The following is a 24,242-nucleotide window of genomic DNA, read 5'->3' on the forward strand; positions in this document are numbered from 1 at the left end:
GGAGTGGGCCATGCTATTCGGACATATTTCGCAGCCAAATCCGTGTCGCCTGCCGCAGGCGATTGAAAAAGCACTTAATTTTCTGCGCACCACGGATTTCACCACGCTGGAGCCGGGCGTGGTGGAAATTGACGGGCGTAACATCTTTGCTCAGGTGCTCGACCTGACCACCAGAGAGCCGCATGAGAATCGCCCGGAGATCCACCGCCGCTATCTTGATATTCAGTTTCTGGCCTGGGGGGAGGAAAAAATCGGTATCGCTATTGATACCGGTAATAACGAAATAAGTGAGTCATTGCTGGAACAGCGGGATATTATTTTTTATCTCGACAGTGAAAATGAATCATTTATCGAAATGATACCCGGCAGCTACGCCATATTTTTCCCGCAGGATGTTCATCGTCCTGCCTGTATTAAAAACAACGAAACTGCAATTCGTAAAATTGTGGTGAAAGTGGCACTCAGCGAATTAGATTAATTTTCTGATAGATACAGGAAAGCGAAATGACCAACACCGGTTTTATTATTGGTGCGTACCCCTGCGCACCCTCGTTTCACCAGAAAGGGGAACACGAAGAGCAGGCCTTCTGGCGGGAACTTGCCGACACACCGTATATCCGTGGGCTGGAACAACCTTGTCTTGAAAATCTTCACCCATTTGGTGATGAATGGCTGTTTCGCCACACGCCGGGGGAGTGGCAAATTGTCGTAACGGCGGTAATGGAAACCATGCGCCGCCGTGGCACCAACGGCGCGTTTGGTCTGGCGTCTGCTGACGAAGCACAGCGCAAAGCCAGCGTTGAGTATTACCGTCATCTGCATCACAAGATTGAGGCCGTGAATACCCGTTTTCCAGGCAAAGTCATTGCCCTTGAAATGCAGGCGGCACCGCAGGCGGGTAATGCGTCTGTCGAACAAGCCACCGAGGCTTTCTCCCGCTCCATTCGTGAAATCGCGCAATGGGACTGGGCCTGCGATCTGCTACTCGAACACTGTGATTCCATGACCGGCCCCGCGCCACGCAAAGGGTTCTTACCCTTACAGCAGGTGCTGGACGTGGTGAAAGGAACGGATATCAGCGTGTGCATCAACTGGGCGCGGTCGGCCATTGAAGGGCGTAACACCACTCTTCCGGTTGAGCACGTACAGGCCGCGCTCCGGGCAGGAAAACTGGGGGCGCTGATGTTCTCCGGCACCGCCACCTGCGGAGAATACGGGGAATGGCAGGATTTACACGCACCGTTTTCTTCGTGCTGCACCGAAAGTTTAATGACTATTGAACATGCAAAAGCACTATTTACTGCGGCGAGCGCCGCAACATTGAAATTCTCCGGTATTAAGTTACTGGAAATAAATGCTAATGCTGACGTTAGCCATCGCATTGCTATTTTGCGCGACGGCATTAGCGCCATGAATAAAGCAACGCAATAACAATAAAAAAATCCTTATTCCGGTTACATTGACTGAGACATAAAATATGAATACGTCTTCTCATGCTCTACATGCGGATATTCCGCGCTAGCGCTGGTTAAGAATCATTCCGCCGATTCTTATTGCCTGCATTATTTCCTATATGGACCGCGTGAATATTGCGTTTGCGATGCCGGGCGGTATGGATGAAGAGTTAGGTATTTCTGCCACGATGGCGGGCCTGGCGGGTGGGATCTTCTTTATCGGCTATCTGTTCCTGCAGGTTCCCGGCGGCAAGATTGCCGTTCATGGCAGCGGTAAGAAGTTTATCGGCTGGTCTCTGGTCGCCTGGGCGGTGATCTCGGTTCTGACCGGGCTTGTGACCAACCAGTACCAACTGCTGGGGCTGCGCTTTTTACTCGGCGTGGCGGAAGGCGGAATGCTGCCCGTCGTGCTCACCATGATCAGCAACTGGTTCCCGGATGCAGAACGCGGCCGTGCTAACGCGATTGTGATCATGTTTGTGCCGATTGCCGGGATCATCACGGCCCCGCTGTCCGGGTGGATCATCACTGCGCTCGACTGGCGCTGGCTGTTCATCATTGAAGGGCTGATGTCCGTCGTTGTGCTGGTACTCTGGGCCTTTACGGTCTATGACCGCCCGCAGGAAGCGCGCTGGATTTCCGAGGCTGAGAAAAACTATCTGGTCCACACGCTGGCCGCTGAGCAGCAGGCGATTGCCGGAAAAGAGGTGAAAAACGCTTCGCTCAGCGCGGTTTTGTCAGACAAAACCATGTGGCAGTTGATCGCCCTGAATTTCTTCTATCAGACCGGGATTTACGGTTACACCCTCTGGCTGCCAACCATCCTGAAAGAGCTGACGCATACCAGCATCGGCCAGGTGGGGATGCTCGCCATCCTGCCTTACATCGGTGCCATTGCGGGTATGTTCCTGTTCTCTTCACTCTCTGACCGCACCGGCAAGCGCAAGCTGTTTGTCTCCCTGCCATTGATTGGATTCGCGCTCTGCATGTTCCTCTCCGTGGCGTTAAAAGAGAACACCTGGCTGGCTTATGCCGCACTGGTGGGCTGTGGCTTCTTCCTGCAGTCGGCTGCTGGCGTGTTCTGGACCATTCCGGCGCGGCTTTTCAGTGCCGAGATGGCAGGCGGTGCGCGCGGCGTAATTAACGCCCTGGGCAACCTCGGTGGCTTCTGCGGGCCGTATGCAGTAGGCGTGCTGATCACCCTGTACAGCAAGGATGCGGGCGTTTACTGCCTGGCCGTTTCCCTGGCGCTGGCGTCGCTGCTGGCCCTGCTGTTACCGGCGAAATGCGATGCCGGATCGGAACCTAATCCTACGGTGAACCCGCACAAGCGTGCAGCCTGATGCCCTCACCTGACCCACTAAACCAAACCGTAGGCCGGGTAAGCGAAGCGCCACCCGGCAATTAAGCGAGAAGAAGATGAGTGAAAAAGAGCCCCTCTGGCTGGGTATCGATTGTGGCGGTACTTATCTGAAAGCCGGTTTATATAACAGCCAGGGCAAGGAAATCAGCATTGAACGCCGCTCGGTTGCCACGCTCAGCCCGCGCGCAGGCTACGCCGAACGGGATATGCACCAATTGTGGCAGCACTGCCACGCTACCGTCGCCTTACTGCTCAACAATTCAGGCGTTGACGGCGAACAGATCAAAGGCGTCGGCATCTCTGCTCAGGGAAAAGGTCTGTTTCTTCTTGATAAACATGACCAGCCCCTGGGTAACGCCATGCTCTCCTCCGATCGCCGTGCGCTGGAGATTGTGCAGCGCTGGCAGCAGGACGGCATCCCCGAAAAACTTTACCCGCATACACGCCAGACGCTGTGGACGGGCCATCCGGCCTCGCTTTTATGCTGGGTGAAAGAGAACGAGCCGCTGCGTTATCAGCAGATTGGCTGCGTGATGATGGCACATGATTATCTGCGCTGGTGCCTTACGGGGGTAAAAGGTTGCGAAGAGAGCAATATCTCGGAATCTAATCTCTACAACATGAACACCAGCCAGTACGACCCGCAGCTCACACGCTGGCTCGGTATCAGTGAAATCGACGGTGCACTGCCGCCCATTGTCGGTTCAGCAGAAATTTGCGGGGAAATCACCGCTCAGGCAGCCGCACTGACCGGTCTCGCGGCGGGTACACCCGTCGTTGGTGGACTGTTTGATGTGGTTTCCACCGCGATCTGCGCCGGGCTGCACGACGAAAATACGCTTAACGCCGTGATGGGTACCTGGGCCGTCACCAGCGGGATCGCCAATGCGCTTCGTGACAACGAGCCGCACCCTTACGTCTATGGCCGCTACGTTCATCCAGAGCAGTTTATCGTCCACGAAGCCAGCCCCACGTCTTCCGGCAACCTTGAGTGGCTGGCTGCACAGTGGGGAGATATCTCGTTCAGCGAGATCAACCAGGCTGTCGCCAGCCTGCCAAAAGCAGAAAGCGAGGTGTTTTTCCTGCCGTTTCTCTATGGCAGCAACGCCGGGCTGGAGATGACCAGCGGTTTCTACGGTATGCAGGCGCTACACACCCGCGCTCACCTGTTACAGGCGGTCTACGAGGGCGTGGTGTTCAGCCATATGACCCATCTTAACCGCATGCTCGAACGCTTTACCCATGTGAAGGCGCTGCGTGTTACGGGCGGCCCAACCCATTCGGATGTGTGGATGCAAATGCTCGCGGACGTCAGCGGCCTGGCGATTGAACTTCCGCAGGTGGAAGAGACCGGCTGTTCCGGCGCAGCGCTGGCGGCGCTGGTTGGCACCGGCGTTTATCCCGATTTCCACACCGCTCAGCGTGCCCTCAAACATGACATCCGGGTCATTGAGCCCGACATGCGCGCCCATGGGGCCTACCAGCGCAAATATCACCGTTACCAGTTACTGATTTCAGCACTACAGGGTTATCACGCCCGCGTTAAGGAGCACGACCTATGAGCCGACCATTACTGCAGCTGGCGCTCGACCATACCTCACTTCAGGCTGCACAGCGCGATGTCGCTTTGCTTTTGGATCACGTCGATATCGTCGAAGCAGGCACCATTTTATGCCTGACCGAAGGGCTGAACGCCGTGCGCGCCCTGCGCGAACAGTGCCCGGAGAAGATCATCGTGGCAGACTGGAAAGTAGCCGACGCCGGGGAAACGCTGGCTGAGCAGGCGTTTGGGGCAGGAGCAAACTGGATGACCATCATCTGCGCCGCCCCGCTGGCGACCGTCGAAAAAGGTCACGACGTGGCACTGCGCTGTGGTGGCGAGATCCAGATGGAACTGTTTGGTCACTGGACGCTGGACGACGCGCGCGCGTGGCATCGCGTCGGTGTGAAACAGGCGATCTACCACCGCGGGCGCGATGCGCAGGCCAGCGGACAGCAGTGGGGGGAAGCCGATCTCGCTAAAATGAAAGCCCTCTCTGACATCGGTTTACAGCTCTCGATAACCGGCGGCATCACGCCCGCCGATCTGCCGCTGTTTAAGCAGATCAATGTTAAAGCCTTTATTGCCGGTCGTGCGCTGGCGGGTGCGACGAATCCACCGCAGGTGGCACAGGCATTCCACTCGCAAATTCGCGACATCTGGGGAGCGTAACCATGCGTCAGCATCCGTTAGGTATTTACGAAAAAGCGCTACCGAAAGATCTCACCTGGCCAGAGCGCCTGGTGCTGGCAAAAAGCTGCGGGTTCGATTTTGTTGAGATGTCCGTTGATGAAACGGACGAGCGGTTATCCCGTCTTGAGTGGAGCACCACGCAGCGCGCGTCGCTGGTTGAAGCGATGCTGGAGACCGGTGTGGCGATCCCGTCGATGTGTTTATCCGCCCACCGCCGCTTCCCGTTTGGCAGCCGGGATGAAACCGTGCGCGAACGCGCCCGCGAGATCATGACCAAAGCCATTAAGCTGGCGCGCGATTTAGGCATTCGCACCATCCAGCTTGCGGGTTATGACGTCTATTACGAAGAGCATGACGAAGGGACGCAGCAACGCTTCGCCGACGGGCTGGCATGGGCCATTGAGCAGGCCGCTGCCGCACAGGTGATGGTGGCGGTGGAGATCATGGATACCGCGTTTATGAACTCCATCAGCAAATGGAAAAAGTGGGACGAGATGCTCGCGTCACCGTGGTTCAGCGTTTACCCGGATGTCGGCAACCTGAGCGCGTGGGGCAACGACGTCACCGCCGAGCTGACGCTGGGCATTGACCGCATCGCCGCAATTCACCTGAAAGATACCCAACCCGTGACCGAACACAGCCCCGGACAGTTCCGTGATGTGCCGTTTGGCGACGGTTGCGTTGATTTCGTTGGCGTCTTTAACACCCTGAATAAACTGAACTATCGCGGCGCGTTTCTGATTGAAATGTGGACCGAAAAAGCCAAAGAGCCGGTGCTGGAGATTATCCAGGCGCGCCGCTGGATTGAAGCCCGTATGCAGGAAGGAGGCATGACATGTTAGAACAACTCAAAGCGGACGTGCTGGCGGCAAACCTGGCGCTTCCCGCCCACCAGCTGGTGACCTTTACCTGGGGCAACGTCAGCGCGGTCGATCGCGAACGCGGGTTAATGGTGATCAAACCCTCCGGCGTGGAGTACAACGTGATGACGGCTGAAGATATGGTGGTGGTCAATATCGCGACCGGCCAGATCGTGGAGGGCAGTAAAAAGCCCTCTTCCGATACGCCGACCCACCTCGCGCTGTATCGTCGTTACCTGGAGATTGGCGGCATCGTACATACCCATTCCCGCTACGCCACCATCTGGTCGCAGGCGGGGCTGGATTTACCGGCCTGGGGCACGACGCACGCGGACTATTTCTACGGCGCGATCCCCTGTACGCGCCTGATGACTCCTGCAGAAATTGCAGGGGAGTATGAGTACCAGACGGGGGAAGTGATCATCAAAACCTTTGAGGAGCGCGACGTAAACCCGATGCAGATCCCTGCGGTGCTGGTTCACTCCCACGGCCCGTTCGCCTGGGGCAAAGACGCGGCCGATGCGGTACATAACGCCGTGGTGCTGGAGGAGTGCGCCTGTATGGGCCTGTTCTCACGTCAGCTCGCACCGCAACTGCCCGTAATGCAGCAAGAGCTGCTGGACAAACATTACCTGCGCAAGCACGGCGCAAATGCTTATTACGGGCAATGATTACCCGGAATTGATGTGTTCCTTACAGTACCGCCGTTTCCAGACGGCGGGTGTAAGCCCCGTATGCTTTGAAAATATCTGCCGAAAATAGCCGACGTCATTAAAACCGCAGCGGTTTGCCACTTCGGTTAATGAGGCGGCATCGTTCAGCAACAGTTTTTCAGCCGCCCTGACGCGCTGGCGGTGGATCGCTTCGGTCAGGGTTAAATGAAATGTCCGGCGAAATACCCGCCCCAGATAATCCGCATTACAGTGCAGCTCTTTTGCCAGCTGCGAGGTAGATATTGGCAAATGGAATTGCGTGCGAATAAGCTGTTTTGCCTTCCACGCCATGGCCGCTCCCGCGTCGTCGGCTTTGTCTTCATATCCCGGAGAGAGAGAAACTTGCTGCAAAATCAGTAACAGAATAATTTCCAGCGCCAGGCTTCGCTGTAATTTTTCCTGCTCGCTTAAAAACTGGCGAAATAAAGCGATCACATATTGCGGGTCCCGCACGCTGCAGTGTTGTTCTATTGCCAGTAGAGAGGCATCGGGCAAATCGGGCTGGTTATTTTCCCTCTCAAAATGTAGCCAATAAAATTTGAGATCCGCCGGAAAGTCTTCGATACCCACATGCCGCCGATTGGGCCACAGCAGTAAACTCTCTCCCTCGTTGACCTCAAACACCGTATTTTCTTCCTGAATCGTTAATGTCCCTTTTTCGACAAATATGATCTCCCACGATGTGAGTTTACGCGCTGGATGGCGGCCCACACCACGGGAAATAAATAACCCGCCATTTTGTACTTTAACCGGAAGCGCTATGGATAATTCGAGCATTAATATTCACCATTCCACTTTTATCGCCGTGATAATTGCGTTTATCCATTGATTATTAATAAATAACAGAAACTCAGCTCGATCAAACTCACATTTTTATCATCAGGTCGGAATCGTCACCTTTTTATACTTTTCCCTTCCCTTGTTGGCCTGCCCGTTCAGTGCAGAATAAATGACGTACCTTGCATAAATACGATAAAAATCGATAACCGAGGAGTTACCTCATGACTTCCACACCGATTACAGATGCAGAAATAGCAAAACGGGCTATTGATGACCGTTTGTCGGTCCGCGAAAAAATTGGCTACGGCCTGGGTGACGCGGGCGGTACGGTAATAACCTGCCTGATCATGAATTTCCTTACCTTTTTCTATACCGATATTTTTGGCCTGACACCGGCACTCGTTGGCACGCTGTTTATCGCCCTGCGCGTGTTTGATGCCATATCCGATCCGGTAATGGGCGTGATCGCAGACCGCACGCAGAGCCGCTGGGGCCGTTTTCGCCCGTGGCAGTTGTGGGTGGCATTCCCCATCGGGATTATCGGTGTGCTGACCTTCACCGTACCTGAAGCCAGTATGGGCGTGAAAATAGCCTGGGCGTTTGGCACCTATTTACTGCTGTCTGTGGGCTATACCGCTATCAATGTGCCTTACTGCGCGCTCATCAACACCATGACCACCCGCCATAGCGAGGTTATCTCCTGCCAGTCCTGGCGCTTTGTGCTGTGCGGTGTGGCAGGTTTTTTGGTCTCCGTTGGGCTACCGTGGCTGGTTGCAGCGCTGGGTCAGGGCAATGCCGCGAAAGGCTATCAGCTTGGCGTTGGCGTACTGTGCGTTGTCGCCGTAGCCATGTTCCTGTGTTGCTTCTTCTGGGTGCGTGAGCGCGTGCCGCTGGCGCTGATGGGCAAATTCACCCTGCGCGAGCACCTGGCGGGTCTGCGTAAGAATGATCAGCTGTTGCTGATGCTGGTGATGTCGTTCCTGCTGATTAACGTCTTCAACATTCGCGGTGGCGGGTATATGTACTTCATTACCTACGTGCTGCAGGGCAGCACCGCCTACACCTCGTTGTTTTTTACCATGGTTACCTTTGCGGCCATCCTGGGCGCGGTGATCGTCAACCCGCTATCCCGCCGATTCGATACCGTCAAACTCTACTACTACACCAATCTGGTGCTGGCCGCGCTCGCTGCGGGAATGTGGTTCCTGCCCGGTGGCCCTGCGTATCAGACGCTGTGGCTGGTAGTCATTTTAAGTAACGGCGTCATTCTGGGCTTCACGCTGCCGCTGCACTTCTCGCTGATGGCCTTTGCCGACGACTACGGGGAATGGAAAAACGGTGTGCGTTCATCGGGCATGAACTTCGCCTTCAATCTGTTTTTCATCAAGCTCGCGTGGGCCTCCAGCGCCGGAATTATCAGCCTGGTATTTATCGTCGTGGCCTATCAGCCAGGAGCAGGCAACCAGACGCCTGCGTCTTTGCAGGGCATCACCGCCATGGAGACGCTGCTCCCTGCCCTTTTCCATCTGCTGCTGGCCGTCTCTATCCGCTGGTGCAGACTCAACAATCCCATGATGTCGCGCATTGCCACCGACCTGCGCCAGCGTCACGTACAGTCCTGAGGAGAATGTTATGTCCATAATGGAAGCCGACCTGCACAAACTGAAAATCAACGACCCGTTTCTTGGCCAGTATCAACAGCTGGTACGTGATGTGGTGATCCCCTATCAGTGGGATGCGCTGAACGATCGCGTGACGGAAGCCGAACCGAGCCACGCGATTACCAACTTCCGCATTGCGGCGGGTCTGGAACAGGGTGAGTTCTACGGTATGGTGTTCCAGGACAGCGACGTGGCGAAATGGCTGGAAGCTGTAGCGTGGTCGTTGTGCCAGAAGCCCGATGCGGCGCTGGAAAAAACCGCCGACGAGGTGATTGAGCTGGTTGCGGCGGCGCAGTGTGAAGATGGTTATCTCAATACGTACTTCACGGTAAAGGCACCCGCAGAGCGCTGGACGAATCTGGCCGAGTGCCACGAGTTATACTGCGCCGGGCATATGATTGAAGCTGGCGTGGCGTATTTCCAGGGAACCGGGAAGCGCCGACTGCTGGAGGTGGTATGCAGGCTGGCGGATCATATCGACAGCGTGTTTGGCCCTGGCGAGCACCAGTTGCATGGTTATCCGGGTCACCCGGAAATTGAACTGGCGCTCATGCGGCTTTACGACGTGACGCAGGAACCGCGTTACCTGAACCTGGTGAAATATTTTATCGAAGAACGTGGCGCACAGCCTCACTTCTACGATATCGAGTACGAAAAACGCGGCAAAACCTCGCACTGGCATAACTATGGTCCGGCGTGGATGGTCAAAGACAAAGCCTACAGCCAGGCGCATCAGCCGCTTTCCGAACAGCAAACGGCCATCGGCCACGCTGTACGTTTCGTCTATCTGATGACGGGCATGGCACACCTGGCGCGCCTGAGCAATGACGAAGGAAAACGCCAGGACTGCCTTCGCTTGTGGAATAACATGGCTCAGCGCCAGCTGTATATCACCGGCGGGATTGGCTCCCAGAGCAGCGGAGAAGCCTTCAGCAGTGATTACGATCTGCCCAATGATACGGTTTACGCTGAAAGCTGCGCCTCAATTGGTCTGATGATGTTTGCCCGGCGGATGCTGGAGATGGAGGCAGACAGCCACTATGCCGACGTAATGGAGCGTGCGCTTTACAACACGGTGCTGGGCGGTATGGCGCTGGATGGTAAACATTTTTTCTACGTCAACCCGCTGGAAGTGCATCCTAAGACGCTGGCATTTAATCACATTTACGATCACGTGAAACCCGTTCGCCAGCGCTGGTTTGGCTGTGCCTGCTGCCCGCCAAATATCGCTCGCGTCCTGACGTCGCTGGGCCATTACATCTATACCGTCCGCCCGGATGCGCTGTTTATCAACCTCTACGTGGGGAACGACATCGCTATCCCGGTTGGAAACCAGACGCTGCAACTGCGTATTAGCGGCAACTATCCGTGGCATGAACAGGTGAAAATCGAAATCACGTCACCTGTTCCTGTGACTCATACGTTGGCCCTGCGGCTTCCTGACTGGTGTGCAAACCCTGAAGTGACATTAAATGGTGAAGCCGTAACGGGCGAGGTGTCGCGCGGTTATCTCTGTCTCACGCGCAACTGGCAGGAAGGAGATGCATTAACGCTGACACTACCCATGCCGGTTCGCCGCGTGTATGGCAACCCGCAGGTACGCCAGCAGGCGGGCAAGGTCGCGCTACAGCGCGGCCCGCTGGTTTACTGCCTGGAAGAGGCTGACAACGGTGCGGACTTACATAACCTCGCCCTGCCCGCTGACAGCGAATTTCGGATGTTTGAAGGGAAAGGGATTTTTGCGCACAAGGTGCTGATTCAGGCTGAGGGCGTTGCTCGTCGCTCCTCAGAGGCGGAAGCCGCGGCGCTCTGGCAGTACGACCGCTCACCGGTGCAGCGTCAGTCCCAAACGTTGACGTTCATTCCGTGGTTCAGTTGGGCTAACCGGGGCGAGGGGGAGATGCGGATATGGGTGGATGAGGCATAACGGTTTTCGGCCTGTTGCCCTTGCACCAGCCTTCTCCCACGGGAGAAGGCGTTAAAAATACAGGCCGGGTCAGGCTAAGCCGCCTCCCGGCTTTAATACCCTCAAAATCGCCAGGTCAGGCCTGTCATTAGCGCGAAGCTGTCGTCGCGATCGATCATCGGGCTGTTTTTCACGTCGTCAGGCAATACGGTATACATCGCGCTGGCATTCAGGAACAGGCTCTGCGTCAGTTGATATTTCGCCACAAGGCCAACGTATGGCGTCCAGCTGTCACCGGCAGTGTATTCGTCCAGGCCAGAACGGCGAGACTCGCTGCCGGACACGCCGTAGTAATAGTCGTTATAGCTTTCATCGCTATAGAAAACGCCCGCAGACGGGATCAGCGTCAGGCGCGCCAGCCGAATGGGATGGAAATAAGAAATTTCCCCCATCATACCGCCGCTTTCCCCCATTGCATCGCCGGAAACGGCAAATTTCAGGCTCCCCCAGCTTTCGTGACGGTAATACGCACCACCCAGGAATGCGGAGGTCTTACGTTCATTTAGGCGCTTCATCTGAGGATCGTCATTGTCATCCGGGTCAAAATGCAGCGGCATCCAGGATGCGGTCAGGCTGATTTCATTTTTGCTGTCCTTCCACAATACCCACCCACCCGTGGTTTGACGCACATAGAAATTGTCGCCTTCGTAGCTAATTAAAGGTACTGCGATAGTATTTTCGTTATACCCTTTGTAAGGCGACTCATTAAATAATGCACCAGCCCCAATTGAAAAGTCACTGGCCATTGCGGATGAGGATGCAAATAACGCAGCAGCGATGAGTAAATTATTTTTGATAATCATTGTATGCATTCCATTAAAACGCCGAACAAGCGAGGCGCATAATAATGGTTACAAATTTACCAATGCAACGACACAGTTTATATAATATTATATATAAAATCATATAGATGAGTGCGCATGATGAATAAGCTACAGTTGAAGCCGCGTGAATTAAAAATTATTTCTGTCATCGCCGACACTCGCAGCATTGGGGATGCAGCCGCTCTGCTTGGGATGGCGCAGGCCAATGTGAGCAAATATCTTTCTGATTTTGAAACGCGCGTGGGCCTCAAGGTTTTTGAACGTACTACCCGCCAGCTGGCGCTCACCCAATTTGGTGAGGCCTTGTTACCTTATATCAACGACTCGCTGGATAAAAATAGCCAACTCATTAATTTCATAGCAGATTATAAGCATGAAAAACGGGGGCGCGTTACGATCTACGGCCCAACAGGCATCGTCACTTATCTGGCGCGCCATGTCATACATGAGATCGCAGAAATCGGCGATATTCGTATTTGCCTGAAAACGTATAATCCCGATCGTTACGAACTTATTGAAGGCGTTTCTTTCCCGGATGATTGCGATATTTTAATTACCTATGCGCCACCCAAAGATGAAAATCTGGTGGCCTGCCTGCTTACTCAATATTCCGTTACCGCCTTTGCCACGCCTGAATATATAAAAAAGCATCCTGTAAATAGCCCGGAAGATTTAAGCAACCACTCCTGCATTCTCCTGGAGTCAATACTGGTAGATGATTCTAATATCTGGCGTTTTCGTGTGCACAATAGTGAAGATGTTCGGGACTATAAAGTTAGCGGGAATTATATTTGTGATAATACACAAACGGCTCTGGAGCTGGCCCGCAATCATCTTGGAATTGTTTTCGCGCCAAAGGAAAGCCTGCAAAAAGAGATTGAAGAAGGGACGTTGGTTCCTTGTTTTTCTCATCAGGAGGAATGGTGGCTGGATTTAATGGCTATTTTCCGTAAGCGGGAATACCAACCCTGGCGTGTGCAATATGTGCTTGATGGCGTACTCAACAGCCTGCGCCAGCGTATCAAGCAGGCCGTCGCCAGACGGCCTTAACAGGAGAATTAAAACAGTCCCAACGGTTTATCGGAATAGCTGACCAGCAGGCATTTAGTTTGCTGATAATGCTCCAGCATCATTTTATGCGTTTCACGCCCGATGCCGGACTGCTTGTAGCCGCCAAACGCCGCATGTGCCGGATAAGCGTGATAGCAGTTGGTCCAGACGCGTCCGGCCTGAATGCCGCGTCCCATCTTATAGGCCAGATTACCGTTACGGCTCCAGACGCCCGCGCCCAGGCCATACTGAGTATCGTTGGCGATCTCCAGCGCTTCTTCCATCGTTTTAAAGGTTGTCACGGCCAGTACCGGACCAAAGATCTCCTCCTGGAAGACGCGCATATTGTTCTTGCCAGACAGGATCGTCGGTTCAAGGTAATACCCTTCCTGCAGATCGCCGCCCAGCACTTTACGTCGGCCACCGGTCAGGACATCAGCCCCTTCTTTCTTACCGATATCAATGTAGTTAAGGATGGTTTCCAGCTGTCCGTGTGATACCTGCGCGCCCATTTGCGTCACGCTATCAAGCGGGTTACCGCTGCGAATCGTTTCCACGCGACGGATCGCCCGCTCCATAAAGCGTTCGTAAATGGACTCCTGCACCAGCGCGCGGCTTGGGCAGGTACAGACTTCACCCTGGTTAAAAGCAAACAGGGCAAAACCTTCCAGCGCCTTATCAAAGAAAGCGTCCTCTTCATCCATCACATCCGCAAAGAAGATGTTCGGCGATTTGCCGCCCAGCTCCAGCGTTACCGGAATAATGTTCTGGGTCGCGTACTGCATGATCTGCTGGCCCACTTCCGTCGAGCCGGTAAAGGCCACTTTGGCGATGCGCTTTGAGGTTGCCAGATATTCCCCAATCTCGCCCCCGGCACCGTTAACTACGTTAATCACGCCCGCGGGCAGCAGGTCGCCAATCACCTCCATCAGCAGCAGCACCGACAGCGGCGTTAAGCGCGCGGGTTTAAGCACGACACAATTACCCGCAGCCAGCGCGGGGGCCATTTTCCAGCTCGCCATCAGCAGCGGGAAGTTCCACGGAATAATTTGCCCTACCACGCCCAACGGCTCGTGGAAATGGTATGCCACGGTATCACTGTCGACCTCGCTTATACCGCCCTCCTGCGCACGGATGCAGGAGGCAAAATAGCGGAAGTGGTCAATCGCCAGCGGGACATCCGCCGCCATGGTTTCACGGATCGGTTTACCGTTGTCCCAGGTTTCTGCCGTCGCCAGCAGCTCCAGATTCTGCTCCATCCGATCGGCGATTTTGAACAATATGGCGGCCCGGTCCTGAACGGAGGTGCGCCCCCACTGATCTTTGACTTTGTGCGCGGCATTCAGCGCCAGATCGATATCACGCTTGCCTGAGCTGGCTATCTCACACAGCGGCTGGCCGGTAACGGGCGTCAGATTGGAATAGTATTCACCGTCGACGGGCGGCACCCAGTCGCCGCCAATAAAGTTGTCATAACGCGGTTTTAGCTTGAGGGGAAAACCATACTCGCCAGGCTGAATGCGCGATGAGGGAGGATTGTTTGTCATGACCATCTCCTTGCTGTTGGTGTACAACAAGGGTAGTTCCGGCTGGCGATTTTCTCGCCAGTGGGTGACGGCTTTACGAGCCGTATCACGGATTACCGTACTTTACGTTTCGTTTCTGTTGCTGAGCCATACTTAATTGCTAAAAGGCTCACGAGGAACGACGCTATGCAGCTATTTATCGGCTTTGACGTGGGTGGAACCCATATCAAACACGGTGTGATTGATGAAAACGGCAAGGAATTAACGTCCGAAGAATTCGACACACCTGACGATGAAAATACCTTCAAACAGAAGTGGAAAGCCGTGGTGGAAGCGTACCGGAAAGAACATAACATTGTCGGCATCGGCGTGAGTTTTCCCGGCCATATTAACCACCATACTGGCGAAGCGGCAAAAGCGGGCGCACTCGATTATCTTGACGGTAAAAACCTGTGCGCGCTTTTTGCCGGGCTGACCGATCTTCCGGTGACCGCGGAAAACGATGCTAACTGCGCAGCACTGGGTGAACGCTGGCGCGGCGCGGGCAGAGATTTCGAAAATTTCGTCTGCATCACCATCGGTACGGGCATCGGCGGTGGGATCGTGATGGAAGGCGATCTCTATCGCGGGTCGCATTACCGTGCTGGCGAATTTGGCGTGCTGCCCGTGGGGGACAAGGGCGAACCAATGCATGAGGTTGCCTCTGCCAGCGGCCTGATGAAAGCCTGCAGCCGCGCGCTGGCACTGTCGGAGGATGAAATGCCCCACGGCGAGGAACTGTTTAAACGGATGGAAAGCGACGTACATCTGCGCGAAGCCATTGAGGAGTGGGCGAATTTTCTGTCGCGCGGCGTCTACAGCGTGATTTCCATGTTTGACCCGCAGGCGGTACTGATTGGCGGCGGCATTAGCGAGCAGGAGAAAATTTATCTCCTGCTCGATAAATATTTACAGCGGTTCGAGGAGTGGGAGGCGCTCAGGGTGCCTATTCTCCCCTGTGAACTGGGCAACCAGGCGGGAAGGCTGGGTGCGGTCTGGCTGGCGAAGCAAAAACTCGCGCGTCGCGCTTAGGGGAACAGATGCGCGTCGCGGAGCACATGGTCATTGCCCCGGCGGCGCGTGAACCCGATACGGTTGAAATATTCCAGGATCTGAATGGCCAGCTTGCGTCCGACATTCAGCCGATCGCGAAAATCTGCCGCACAGGTGGAGCCTCGCGCCTGATCGAGTTCGCGGATCATGTTGGCAAATGCCACGATCCGATCGTTACGGTAATAGCGATCTTTCACGATCGCCACAATCAGCCCCTGCTGTGCCGCGTGGCGTAAAACCTGGCGCATCACCTGTTCTTCGGTTCCGGTTTCACGCGCAAGATCGCGAACCCACCAGGGTTCATCGTTAAAGAGCGACGACGCTTTTTGCCAGACCGCCTCTTGTTCATCCGTAAAACCGGCTTTGTGATCCGGCAGATGCAGCCAGCCGTGATGACTTTGAATCACGCCGCTTTCACGCATGTTTTCGATGAGCAACAACACCAGCGCGTCGTCTTCCATCGGTAATGCCATGCGCCGCAGGCGTTCGCGCCCTGGGCCTGGTTCATCCTGATGCTGCTCGTGGTACGTAGCAAGCGTGTCCAGCACTTTGCGCTGCCAGCGTGCCGCAACGGGCGCATTCAGCAGGCTGTACCCGGCCTGGATAAAACCAGGCTCCTGAGTCAGAAGACGTAGCCCATCGCCGCTCAGCTGGCGCGCCCATGCAAAATCAGCGAGATTCACGGCACCACGCTCAAGATGGACCCGCAACGCGGCCTTATCATCGCTGGCCTGGGCCAGCGCCGCCAGCCACTGCAAATATTCAGGCTTGCGCTTGCCACGGCGTGGCGGATTGAGCGTTACCACGCGTGCCCCGGCCAGCGTTTCCCGCGCCGAGATATCGCGCAGCACCAGACGATCGTTATCCGCAAGCCAGAGCGGAGAATCGAACACCAGTTCAGCAAGATCGTTTTCCAGCAGCGACACGCGCCCGGTGATATGGCTGGCTGCGTGGTGAATATGCAGCGGCTGCCATTGGGTCAGAGGGATATGCGTCTGCAGGGAGACGATGACCCGCTCAGATGGCTCTGGCGGTGCGTCAGCCAGCAGCCAGTCGCCACGGCTGAGCCTCTCTTTTTCGGCATCGCCTGCAATATTGAGCGCGATACGTTGCCCGGCGTGAGCCTGCTCCACCGGCTGGTTCTGTGCATGGAGACCACGCACGCGCATCGGTTTGTTGACGCCCGTCAGCCATAGCGTATCGCCCACGTGCACTTCACCGCTCAGCGCCGTGCCAGTTACAACCAGGCCAGCACCTTTCACGGTAAACGCCCTGTCGATCGCCAGGCGGAAGCTGTGATGGCTGGCATGTTCACGCGATGTGAGGTGCTGTAAATGGTCGCGAAGTGCGTCAATCCCGCGCCCTTCCGTTGCTACGGTGACAAAAAGCGGCGCATCGGCAAAACCATATTCCCGCAAAGTCGCCTGCACCATTTCACGCACCGCGTTAATTCGCGCCTCATCCACGCGGTCAGCTTTGGTCAGCGCGACGGTCAGTTGCGGATTGCCCGTCAGTTGCAGGATCGCCAGATGTTCACGCGTTTGCGCCATCACACCGTCATCACACGCCACCACCAGCAGCGCATGATCAATACCGCCCACGCCCGCCAGCATATTGGAAAGAAATTTTTCGTGGCCGGGCACGTCGATAAAGCCCAGCACGCGGCCATCGGGTTGCGGCCAGTAGGCATAACCCAGGTCGATGGTCATGCCGCGTTTTTTCTCTTCCGGCAGGCGATCGGCATTCACGCCCGTAATGGCCTGCAATAAGGTGGTTTTTCCGTGGTCAACGTGACCGGCGGTGGCAATAATCATTTCGACAGCATCTCCAGAAACTGCTTTTCATCTTCAAGGCAGCGCAAATCCAGCCACATGCGGCCATCGTAAATACGACCGATAACGGGCGTCGGCAATGCCCGCCAGCGGGCCGACAGCGCCTCAAGCTGGCTGCCACGTCCATCGCGCGGCGTAAACGTTAGCGCTTCGCTCGGCAGCCTGTCCACCGGCAGCGAGCCGCTACCAATCTGTGACTGGCAGGGTTCCACGCGAACGTCAAAATCGGGGTAATGCGGCGTGACCTGCGGCAGCAATAATTCGCCCTGCGCGCGAATCGAGGCGGCATCACGCGTTAACAGACGCAGCGTTGGCAGGCGTTCCGCCAGCTTCTCCGGGTGGAGATAAAGTCTCAGGGTCGCTTCCAGTGCGGCGAGCGTCATTTTATCGGCACGCAGGGCGCGTTTCAGCGGATGCTGTTGTAGCTGGGCAATCAGATCTCGCTTACCGACAATAATCCCCGCCTGCGGCCCACCCAGCAGTTTGTCGCCGGAAAAACTCACCAGGCTCACACCAGCGGCAATCATCTCCTGCACCATTGGCTCTTTCGGCAGACCGTACTGGCTTAAATCCACCAGCGAACCGCTGCCGAGATCGGCAATCACCGGCACATTCAGTTCATGCCCGATCGCGGCCAGTTCAGCCTCTTCCACCGCTTTGGTAAAGCCTTCGATATGGTAGTTGCTGGTGTGTACCTTCATCAACAACGCGGTGTTTTCGTTCACCGCGGCGCGATAATCTTTCGCATGGGTACGGTTGGTGGTGCCCACTTCGTGCAGCGTGCAGCCCGCCTGGCGCATAACGTCCGGGATGCGAAACGCACCGCCAATCTCCACCAGCTCACCGCGTGAAACGACGACCTCTTTACCACCCGCCGTGGCAGCCAGCATCAGCAGCACTGCTGCGGCGTTGTTATTCACAATGCAGGCGTCTTCTGCGCCGGTCAGTTGACAGAGTATATCTGCCAGCGCCCTGTCACGATGGCCGCGTCCGGCACCGTCGAGATCGTACTCCAGCGTAACCGGTGAGCGCATGGCCTGTGTCACCGCAGCCACTGCCTCTTCGGCCTGCTGCGCCCGTCCCAGGTTGGTATGTAACACCGTCCCCGTCAGATTGATCACCGGACGCAGGGCACCTTGCGCGTTCGCAGACAGCCTCCGTTCCGCCTCTTGCCCCCAGCCTGCACACCAGCCCGGCAGCGCGTTTTCTGTCTGGATATGCAGGCGGGCTTCGTCCTGCAACTGGCGCAGCACGTCGACCGTGGCGGTATGACCAAAGCGCGCCAGCACGGTAAGGAAGTCAGGCTCACGAAGAAGGCGATCGGTAGCAGGAATTTGGCTGTAGAGCGAGTGATGAGTAGTCATGAAAGCGCCTGGCGAGTAAATATCATCCCCCCTCCCGACGGGAGAGGGAGTCAACATGAGGAGGGATTGTACAGCCTCCGGCCATGAAGTGTTATAACCCGAATCAAGCCTTTGGCGGTTCGGTACGGGCAAAACTTTCGCGCTGGAAGAGCGTCTCCGCCAGCTTCACCAGCAACGGACGCTCAACGCACCAGCCGGGAGAGACGCGACGGAAATTGAGGTAGCCGATGGCGCAGGCGATGGCAATCGTCGCCAGGTTCACGTCATCATTCTGGATGTTGCCGTCCCGGATTAATTGTTCGCACCTGTCCAGGCTACGGCTGATTTTCTCACGCTGGCGCAGAAGCTCGGTTTCCGACTGCTGGGCTGCTGGTCTGGCCTGCTCGCGCACGGAGGCAAGCGCTGCATCCATAATGCCATCGGCCAGAGCTTCAATTTGCTTTAACGCCAGCGCGGCTTTTGGCTCTTGCGGCAGCATAGCCGGAGCGATATCAAGAAGCTCGATATACTCTGCAATGATGGGGGAATCAAACCAGTATTCACCGTCGTCTGCCACCAGCGCTGGCACTTTCCCCAGCGGGTTGTACTGCGCAACGCCGTTCTCTGCGTTATAAGGCTGTTCATTCACGAATTCAAATTCAATCCCTTTCTCCAGCAGAAGGATCGAAATTTTACGCACGAAGGGACTGGTGTAACTGCCGATGAGTTTCATTGCTTATCCTTGATGTCCACAAAGAGGTCAGTATGGATCAAGCGATGAAAAAAGGCAGGTTTATGCTTTTCGCTATACCACATTAGAGAGATGTTTTAGTTAAGTTAACGGTGTTGCTTTCTTTCATTCTGCGTTGACCGTAAAGCAGAAGTTGTTGGCGATCACATCCGGAGAATTCTGCATCAAAATATTTTGTGAATTCAGTCACAATCCAGAAACAAACCAACGACACTCAAATGTGATTTGAATCACAAAACAAGGAGCTTTCTGGCTTATTTCTGACCGTTGTATTTTTTTTACGCACCAGATATGTGATCAACATCACATCAATAATCACCCCACCCCCTACATTTACGTGACTGAGATCACACAAATTTCCGGTGTCTGGACAGTTGAACGATTCAGTGCCAGATTTCACAGCATCAGAACAGGGCCCGGCTACCTCTGCCGCCGCACATTAACGATAAACCTCGGGCCGCAAGCCTAAGCGTAAACATAAGAAGGGGTGTTTTATGTCATCCGATTTCAAGATCAAAGTTCAAAGCTTTGGTCGTTTCCTCAGCAACATGGTGATGCCAAATATCGGCGCGTTTATCGCGTGGGGTATTATCACTGCATTGTTCATTCCGACAGGGTGGTTGCCTAACGAAACGCTGGCGAAGCTCGTTGGCCCAATGATTACCTACCTGCTGCCTCTGCTCATCGGTTATACCGGTGGTCGTCTGGTGGGCGGTGACCGTGGTGGCGTAGTGGGTGCCATCACAACGATGGGTGTGATCGTCGGCGCGGATATGCCGATGTTCCTCGGTGCCATGATTGCCGGTCCTCTGGGCGGCTGGGCGATTAAGAAATTCGACGTCTGGGTTGATGGCAAAATCAAATCCGGCTTCGAAATGCTGGTGAACAACTTCTCTGCGGGCATCATCGGGATGATCCTCGCGATTCTGGCGTTCCTCGGCATTGGTCCTGCGGTTGAAGTGCTGTCCAAAATTCTGGCTGCGGGCGTTAACTTCATGGTTGCGCACGACATGCTGCCGCTGGCGTCTATCTTTGTTGAACCGGCGAAAATCCTGTTCCTTAACAACGCCATCAACCACGGTATCTTCTCACCGCTGGGTATTCAGCAGTCTCATGACCTCGGCAAGTCCATCTTCTTCCTGATTGAAGCCAACCCTGGTCCGGGTATGGGCGTTCTGCTGGCGTATATGTTCTTTGGTCGCGGCAGCGCGAAGCAGTCTGCGGGCGGTGCGGCTATCATCCACTTCCTGGGCGGTATCCACGAAATTTACTTCCCATACGTGCTGATGAACCCACGTCTGATCCTGGCGGTTATCCTCGGCGGTATGACTGGCGTATTCACCCTGAGCGTGCTGAACGGCGGCCTGGTTTCCCCTGCTTCTCCAGGCTCTATTCTGGCAGTGCTGGCGATGACGCCGAAAGGTGCTTACTTCGCTAACATCGCGGCAATCTGTGCGGCAATGGCGGTCTCCTTCGTCGTCGCGTCTATTCTGCTGAAAACCAGCAAAGTGAAAGAAGACGACGATATCGAAGCGGCAACCCGTCGTATGCACGACATGAAAGCTGAATCCAAAGGCGCAACGCCGCTGGCGGCTGGCGATGTCTCTAACGACCTGAGCCACGTGCGTAAAATCATCGTTGCCTGCGACGCCGGTATGGGTTCCAGCGCAATGGGTGCGGGCGTGCTGCGTAAGAAAGTGCAGGATGCGGGCCTGACCAACATCTCTGTCACCAACAGCGCGATTAACAGCCTGCCGCCGGATGTTGACCTGGTCATCACGCACCGCGATCTGACCGAACGCGCCATGCGTCAGGTACCGCAGGCGCAGCACATTTCGCTGACCAACTTCCTGGACAGCGGCCTGTACACCAGCCTGACTGAGCGTCTGGTCGCGGCGCAGCGTCACGAAGACAATGAAGTCAAAGTGCGTAGCAGCCTGCAGGACAGCTTCGACGAGAGCAACGCCCACCTGTTTAAACTGGGTGCGGAGAACATCTTCCTCGGCCGTACTGCGAGCAATAAAGAAGAGGCGATTCGCTTTGCCGGTGAGCAACTGGTGAAAGGTGGCTACGTTCAGCCTGAATATGTTGACGCAATGCTGGAACGTGAAAAACTGACGCCAACCTACCTGGGCGAATCCATCGCGGTTCCACACGGTACGGTTGAAGCGAAAGACCGCGTGCTGAAAACCGGCGTGGTGTTCTGTCAGTATCCGGATGGCGTGCGCTTCGGTGAAGAAGAAGACGACATCGCCCGTCTGGTGATTGGTATCGCCGCACGTAACAACGAGCACATTCAGGTGATTACCAGCCTGACCAATGCTCTGGATGACGAAACGGTCATCGAGCGTCTGGCCAATACCACCAGCGTGGAAGAAGTGCTGGCACTGCTGAACAAGTAAGTTCTCTTCCCTCTCCCCACCGGGGAGAGGGCTAGGGTGAGGGAAAAGCCTCACCCCAGCCCTCTCGGGTAAAAACATTGATGAAGGTTAATACTATGAAAGCATTACATTTTGGCGCAGGTAATATTGGTCGTGGTTTTATCGGCAAACTGCTGGCAGACGCGGGTATTACGCTGACATTCGCCGATGTGAACCAGGTGGTGCTTGACGCCCTGAATGCCCGTCATAGCTATCAGGTCCACGTGGTAGGCGAAAAAGAGCAGGTTGAGACGGTGTCTGGCGTGAACGCGGTGAGCAGCATCGGCGACGACGTTATCGACCTGATCGCCAGCGTTGATCTGGTCACCACCGCGGTGGGTCCGGTGGTGCTTGAGCGCATTGCTCCTGCGGTGGCAAAAGGTCTGGCTAAGCGTAAAGCGCAGGGCATTGAAACACCGCTGAACATCATCGCCTGTGAAAACATGGTGCGCGGCACCACGCAGTTGAAAGGCCACGTTCTCGCTGCCGTCGCGGATGAAGATAAAGCCTGGGTTGAAGCTCATGTCGGGTTTGTTGATTCCGCCGTTGACCGTATCGTCCCGCCGTCAGAATCTGCCACCAACGACCCGCTGGAAGTGACTGTTGAAACCTTCAGCGAGTGGATCGTCGATAAAACTCAGTTTAAGGGTGCGTTGCCGACCATTCCGGGAATGGAATTAACGGATAATCTGATGGCATTTGTCGAACGTAAACTCTTCACGCTGAACACCGGGCATGCTATAACCGCGTACCTCGGAAAATTGGCCGGTCATCAGACCATCCGTGACGCGATCCTCGATGAGAACATCCGCGCTGTGGTAAAAGGTGCGATGGAAGAGAGCGGTGCGGTGCTGATCAAACGCTACGGTTTTGATGCTGACAAACACGCAGCATACATCCAGAAAATCCTCGGTCGTTTTGAAAACCCGTATCTGAAAGATGACGTTGAGCGCGTGGGCCGTCAGCCGTTGCGTAAACTGAGCGCAGGCGATCGTCTGATTAAGCCGCTACTGGGCACGCTGGAATACGGCCTGCCACATGCCAACCTGGTGAAAGGGATTGCCGCCGCGATGCACTACCGCAGCGAGCAGGACCCACAGGCGATTGAGCTGGCAGAGCTGATTGACAGCAAAGGCGCACAGGCTGCGCTGGCGCAGGTTTCCGGTCTGGATGCCAACAGCGACGTGGTTGTGGAGGCGGTTAACGCATACAACGCAACCAAATGATGCAGAGTGCGGCGCAGGTTAGCCTGCGCCCAAATTACAGATTGTCAGATATGCAGGCAATAATGGAACAAACCCAGGCCTTTGAAAATCGTGTGCTTGAGCGTCTGAATGCTGGCAAAACCGTACGAAGTTTCCTGATTGCCGCCGTCGAATTACTGACCGAGGCGGTGAACATTCTGGTACTTCAGGTGTTTCGCAAAGACGACTATGCGGTAAAGTATGCTGTAGAACCGTTACTGGACGGAGACGGACCGCTGGGCGATTTATCGGTACGCCTGAAGCTGATTTATGGTCTTGGCGTGCTGAGCAGGCCAGAGTATGAAGATGCTGAGCTGCTGATGGCGCTGCGCGAAGAGTTAAATCATGACGGTAATGAATATAGCTTTACCGATGATGAAATTCTGGGGCCGTTCGGCGAGCTGCATTGCGTCAGCGCCCTTCCCCCTGCTCCCCATTTTGATAACAGCGATCCTGAACTGTACGCAATGCAAAAGCTGCGTTATCAGCAGGTTGTCCGCTCCACCATGGTTCTTTCCCTGACTGAGCTGATTTCCCGAATCAGCTTAAAAAAAGCGTTTCAGAAGTAAGCCTGCGCACATTGGTGTATCCTTGCTGTAAATTCCCCCGTATTTAGAGTTATTTGTCATGAAAGAAGTCGAAAAGAACGAAATTAAACGCCTGAGCGACCGTCTGGATCTGATCCGTCACCAGATGGCGGGCCTGTCACTGGTTGATTCCGCTGAGAAGTATGCCGAGCTGGAGAAAGAGACCGCTAAGCTGGAAGCCGAAATCGACCGCCTGCGTGAAGTTAAAGGCCAGAAGCTGAGCAAAGAAGCGCAGAAGCTGATGAATATGCCGCATCGCCGTGCGATCACCAAAAAAGAGCAGGCCGATATGGGCAAGCTGAAAAAAAGTGTCCGTGGTCTGGTGGTGGTACACCCGATGACAGAACTTGGCCGTGAAATGGGCCTGAAAGAGATGACAGGTTTTTGTAAGACGGCGTTCTGATACTTAATTTAAGTTAAGTTAAATACAAACCAGCCCAATATATTCATCATGGGAATGTATTGGTTTTTTTTATTATCTAAAATACCGGTCTGCAGGCCGCAAATGTAAACAAGTAATAGTAAACTCTGTTGGTTCACAAT

At 55.1% G+C, this 24,242-nt stretch carries 21 protein-coding genes; 15 read left to right on the forward strand and 6 right to left on the reverse strand.

The window, feature by feature from the left end:
- Nucleotides 1-10: 10 nt before the first annotated feature.
- The 7 genes from ABGB15_RS20530 to araD all read left to right on the forward strand — a co-directional run bounded on the left by ABGB15_RS20530 (nt 11) and on the right by araD (nt 6,581).
- On the forward strand, nt 11-478 hold the full coding sequence (locus tag ABGB15_RS20530; protein WP_215723839.1) for a YhcH/YjgK/YiaL family protein: 468 nt from the start codon (nt 11-13) through the stop codon (nt 476-478).
- Nucleotides 479-504: 26 nt separating this feature from the next.
- Nucleotides 505-1,431, forward strand: coding sequence for a DUF4862 family protein (locus tag ABGB15_RS20535; protein WP_215723840.1), 927 nt, complete (start codon nt 505-507; stop codon nt 1,429-1,431).
- 103 nt (nt 1,432-1,534) lie between these two features.
- On the forward strand, nt 1,535-2,797 hold the full coding sequence (locus ABGB15_RS20540; protein WP_369064279.1) for an MFS transporter: 1,263 nt from the start codon (nt 1,535-1,537) through the stop codon (nt 2,795-2,797).
- 76 nt (nt 2,798-2,873) lie between these two features.
- Nucleotides 2,874-4,379 carry an FGGY-family carbohydrate kinase gene (locus tag ABGB15_RS20545; RefSeq protein WP_215723841.1) on the forward strand — a complete coding sequence of 502 codons (1,506 nt, stop codon included), beginning with the start codon at nt 2,874-2,876 and terminating at the stop codon, nt 4,377-4,379.
- Nucleotides 4,376-5,029, forward strand: coding sequence for a 3-keto-L-gulonate-6-phosphate decarboxylase UlaD (gene ulaD, locus ABGB15_RS20550; RefSeq protein ID WP_215723842.1), 654 nt, complete (start codon nt 4,376-4,378; stop codon nt 5,027-5,029). The genes ABGB15_RS20545 and ulaD overlap by 4 nt, the downstream gene beginning before the upstream one ends.
- Before the next feature lie 2 nt (nt 5,030-5,031).
- The gene (locus tag ABGB15_RS20555) at nt 5,032-5,892 is read left to right on the forward strand and encodes an L-ribulose-5-phosphate 3-epimerase (protein WP_152082957.1); all 861 of its coding nucleotides are present in this window, start codon (nt 5,032-5,034) and stop codon (nt 5,890-5,892) included.
- On the forward strand, nt 5,886-6,581 hold the full coding sequence (gene araD / locus ABGB15_RS20560) for an L-ribulose-5-phosphate 4-epimerase (protein ID WP_215723843.1): 696 nt from the start codon (nt 5,886-5,888) through the stop codon (nt 6,579-6,581). The genes ABGB15_RS20555 and araD overlap by 7 nt, the downstream gene beginning before the upstream one ends.
- Here the strand turns inward: araD and ABGB15_RS20565 are convergent, their stop codons facing one another.
- Complete coding sequence (locus ABGB15_RS20565) at nt 6,582-7,400, reverse strand: AraC family transcriptional regulator (RefSeq protein ID WP_152082955.1); 819 nt, start codon at nt 7,398-7,400, stop codon at nt 6,582-6,584.
- A gap of 224 nt (nt 7,401-7,624) precedes the next feature.
- Between ABGB15_RS20565 and ABGB15_RS20570 the strand changes: the two genes are divergently transcribed.
- The gene (locus tag ABGB15_RS20570; RefSeq protein ID WP_152082954.1) at nt 7,625-9,025 is read left to right on the forward strand and encodes an MFS transporter; all 1,401 of its coding nucleotides are present in this window, start codon (nt 7,625-7,627) and stop codon (nt 9,023-9,025) included.
- 10 nt (nt 9,026-9,035) lie between these two features.
- A complete protein-coding gene (locus ABGB15_RS20575; protein WP_313327910.1) occupies nt 9,036-10,991 on the forward strand; it encodes a glycoside hydrolase family 127 protein in 1,956 nt (651 codons plus the stop codon).
- A 101-nt stretch (nt 10,992-11,092) separates the two neighbouring features.
- On the opposite strand, the gene ABGB15_RS20580 is transcribed toward ABGB15_RS20575, so the two are convergent.
- On the reverse strand, nt 11,093-11,833 hold the full coding sequence (locus ABGB15_RS20580; protein ID WP_215723845.1) for a MipA/OmpV family protein: 741 nt from the start codon (nt 11,831-11,833) through the stop codon (nt 11,093-11,095).
- Between the two features lie 117 nt (nt 11,834-11,950).
- On the opposite strand from ABGB15_RS20580, the gene ABGB15_RS20585 reads away from it, so the two are divergent.
- Nucleotides 11,951-12,904, forward strand: a complete 954-nt coding sequence (locus ABGB15_RS20585) for a LysR family transcriptional regulator (RefSeq protein ID WP_215723846.1) — start codon at nt 11,951-11,953, stop codon at nt 12,902-12,904.
- An 8-nt stretch (nt 12,905-12,912) separates the two neighbouring features.
- Here the strand turns inward: ABGB15_RS20585 and aldB are convergent, their stop codons facing one another.
- Nucleotides 12,913-14,451, reverse strand: a complete 1,539-nt coding sequence (aldB, locus tag ABGB15_RS20590; protein WP_215723847.1) for an aldehyde dehydrogenase AldB — start codon at nt 14,449-14,451, stop codon at nt 12,913-12,915.
- A 165-nt stretch (nt 14,452-14,616) separates the two neighbouring features.
- Here aldB and ABGB15_RS20595 point away from each other — a divergent pair, with 165 nt between their 5' ends.
- On the forward strand, nt 14,617-15,501 hold the full coding sequence (locus tag ABGB15_RS20595) for an ROK family protein (protein WP_152082949.1): 885 nt from the start codon (nt 14,617-14,619) through the stop codon (nt 15,499-15,501).
- Here ABGB15_RS20595 and selB read toward each other — a convergent pair.
- The 3 genes from selB to ABGB15_RS20610 form a co-directional block, all read right to left on the reverse strand.
- Nucleotides 15,498-17,336, reverse strand: a complete 1,839-nt coding sequence (gene selB, locus ABGB15_RS20600) for a selenocysteine-specific translation elongation factor (RefSeq protein ID WP_215723848.1) — start codon at nt 17,334-17,336, stop codon at nt 15,498-15,500. The two genes, ABGB15_RS20595 and selB, sit on opposite strands and share 4 nt — an antisense overlap.
- Complete coding sequence (gene selA, locus ABGB15_RS20605; protein ID WP_152082947.1) at nt 17,333-18,718, reverse strand: L-seryl-tRNA(Sec) selenium transferase; 1,386 nt, start codon at nt 18,716-18,718, stop codon at nt 17,333-17,335. Before selA ends, selB begins: the two co-directional genes overlap by 4 nt.
- Nucleotides 18,719-18,821: 103 nt before the next feature.
- Nucleotides 18,822-19,430, reverse strand: a complete 609-nt coding sequence (locus ABGB15_RS20610; protein ID WP_152082946.1) for a glutathione S-transferase — start codon at nt 19,428-19,430, stop codon at nt 18,822-18,824.
- Between the two features lie 512 nt (nt 19,431-19,942).
- Between ABGB15_RS20610 and ABGB15_RS20615 the strand changes: the two genes are divergently transcribed.
- From ABGB15_RS20615 to ABGB15_RS20630, 4 genes are all read left to right on the forward strand, one after another.
- Nucleotides 19,943-21,850, forward strand: coding sequence for a PTS mannitol transporter subunit IICBA (locus ABGB15_RS20615; protein WP_215723849.1), 1,908 nt, complete (start codon nt 19,943-19,945; stop codon nt 21,848-21,850).
- A gap of 95 nt (nt 21,851-21,945) precedes the next feature.
- Nucleotides 21,946-23,094 carry a mannitol-1-phosphate 5-dehydrogenase gene (gene mtlD / locus ABGB15_RS20620; RefSeq protein ID WP_215723850.1) on the forward strand — a complete coding sequence of 383 codons (1,149 nt, stop codon included), beginning with the start codon at nt 21,946-21,948 and terminating at the stop codon, nt 23,092-23,094.
- Nucleotides 23,091-23,681, forward strand: a complete 591-nt coding sequence (mtlR, locus tag ABGB15_RS20625) for a mannitol operon repressor MtlR (protein WP_152082943.1) — start codon at nt 23,091-23,093, stop codon at nt 23,679-23,681. The genes mtlD and mtlR overlap by 4 nt, the downstream gene beginning before the upstream one ends.
- 58 nt (nt 23,682-23,739) lie before the next feature.
- On the forward strand, nt 23,740-24,102 hold the full coding sequence (locus ABGB15_RS20630) for a YibL family ribosome-associated protein (RefSeq protein WP_152082942.1): 363 nt from the start codon (nt 23,740-23,742) through the stop codon (nt 24,100-24,102).
- Nucleotides 24,103-24,242: the final 140 nt, after the last annotated feature.

This window comes from Enterobacter sp. MALB-1 (genome assembly GCF_041021625.1).
Lineage (GTDB): Bacteria > Pseudomonadota > Gammaproteobacteria > Enterobacterales > Enterobacteriaceae > Enterobacter > Enterobacter oligotrophicus.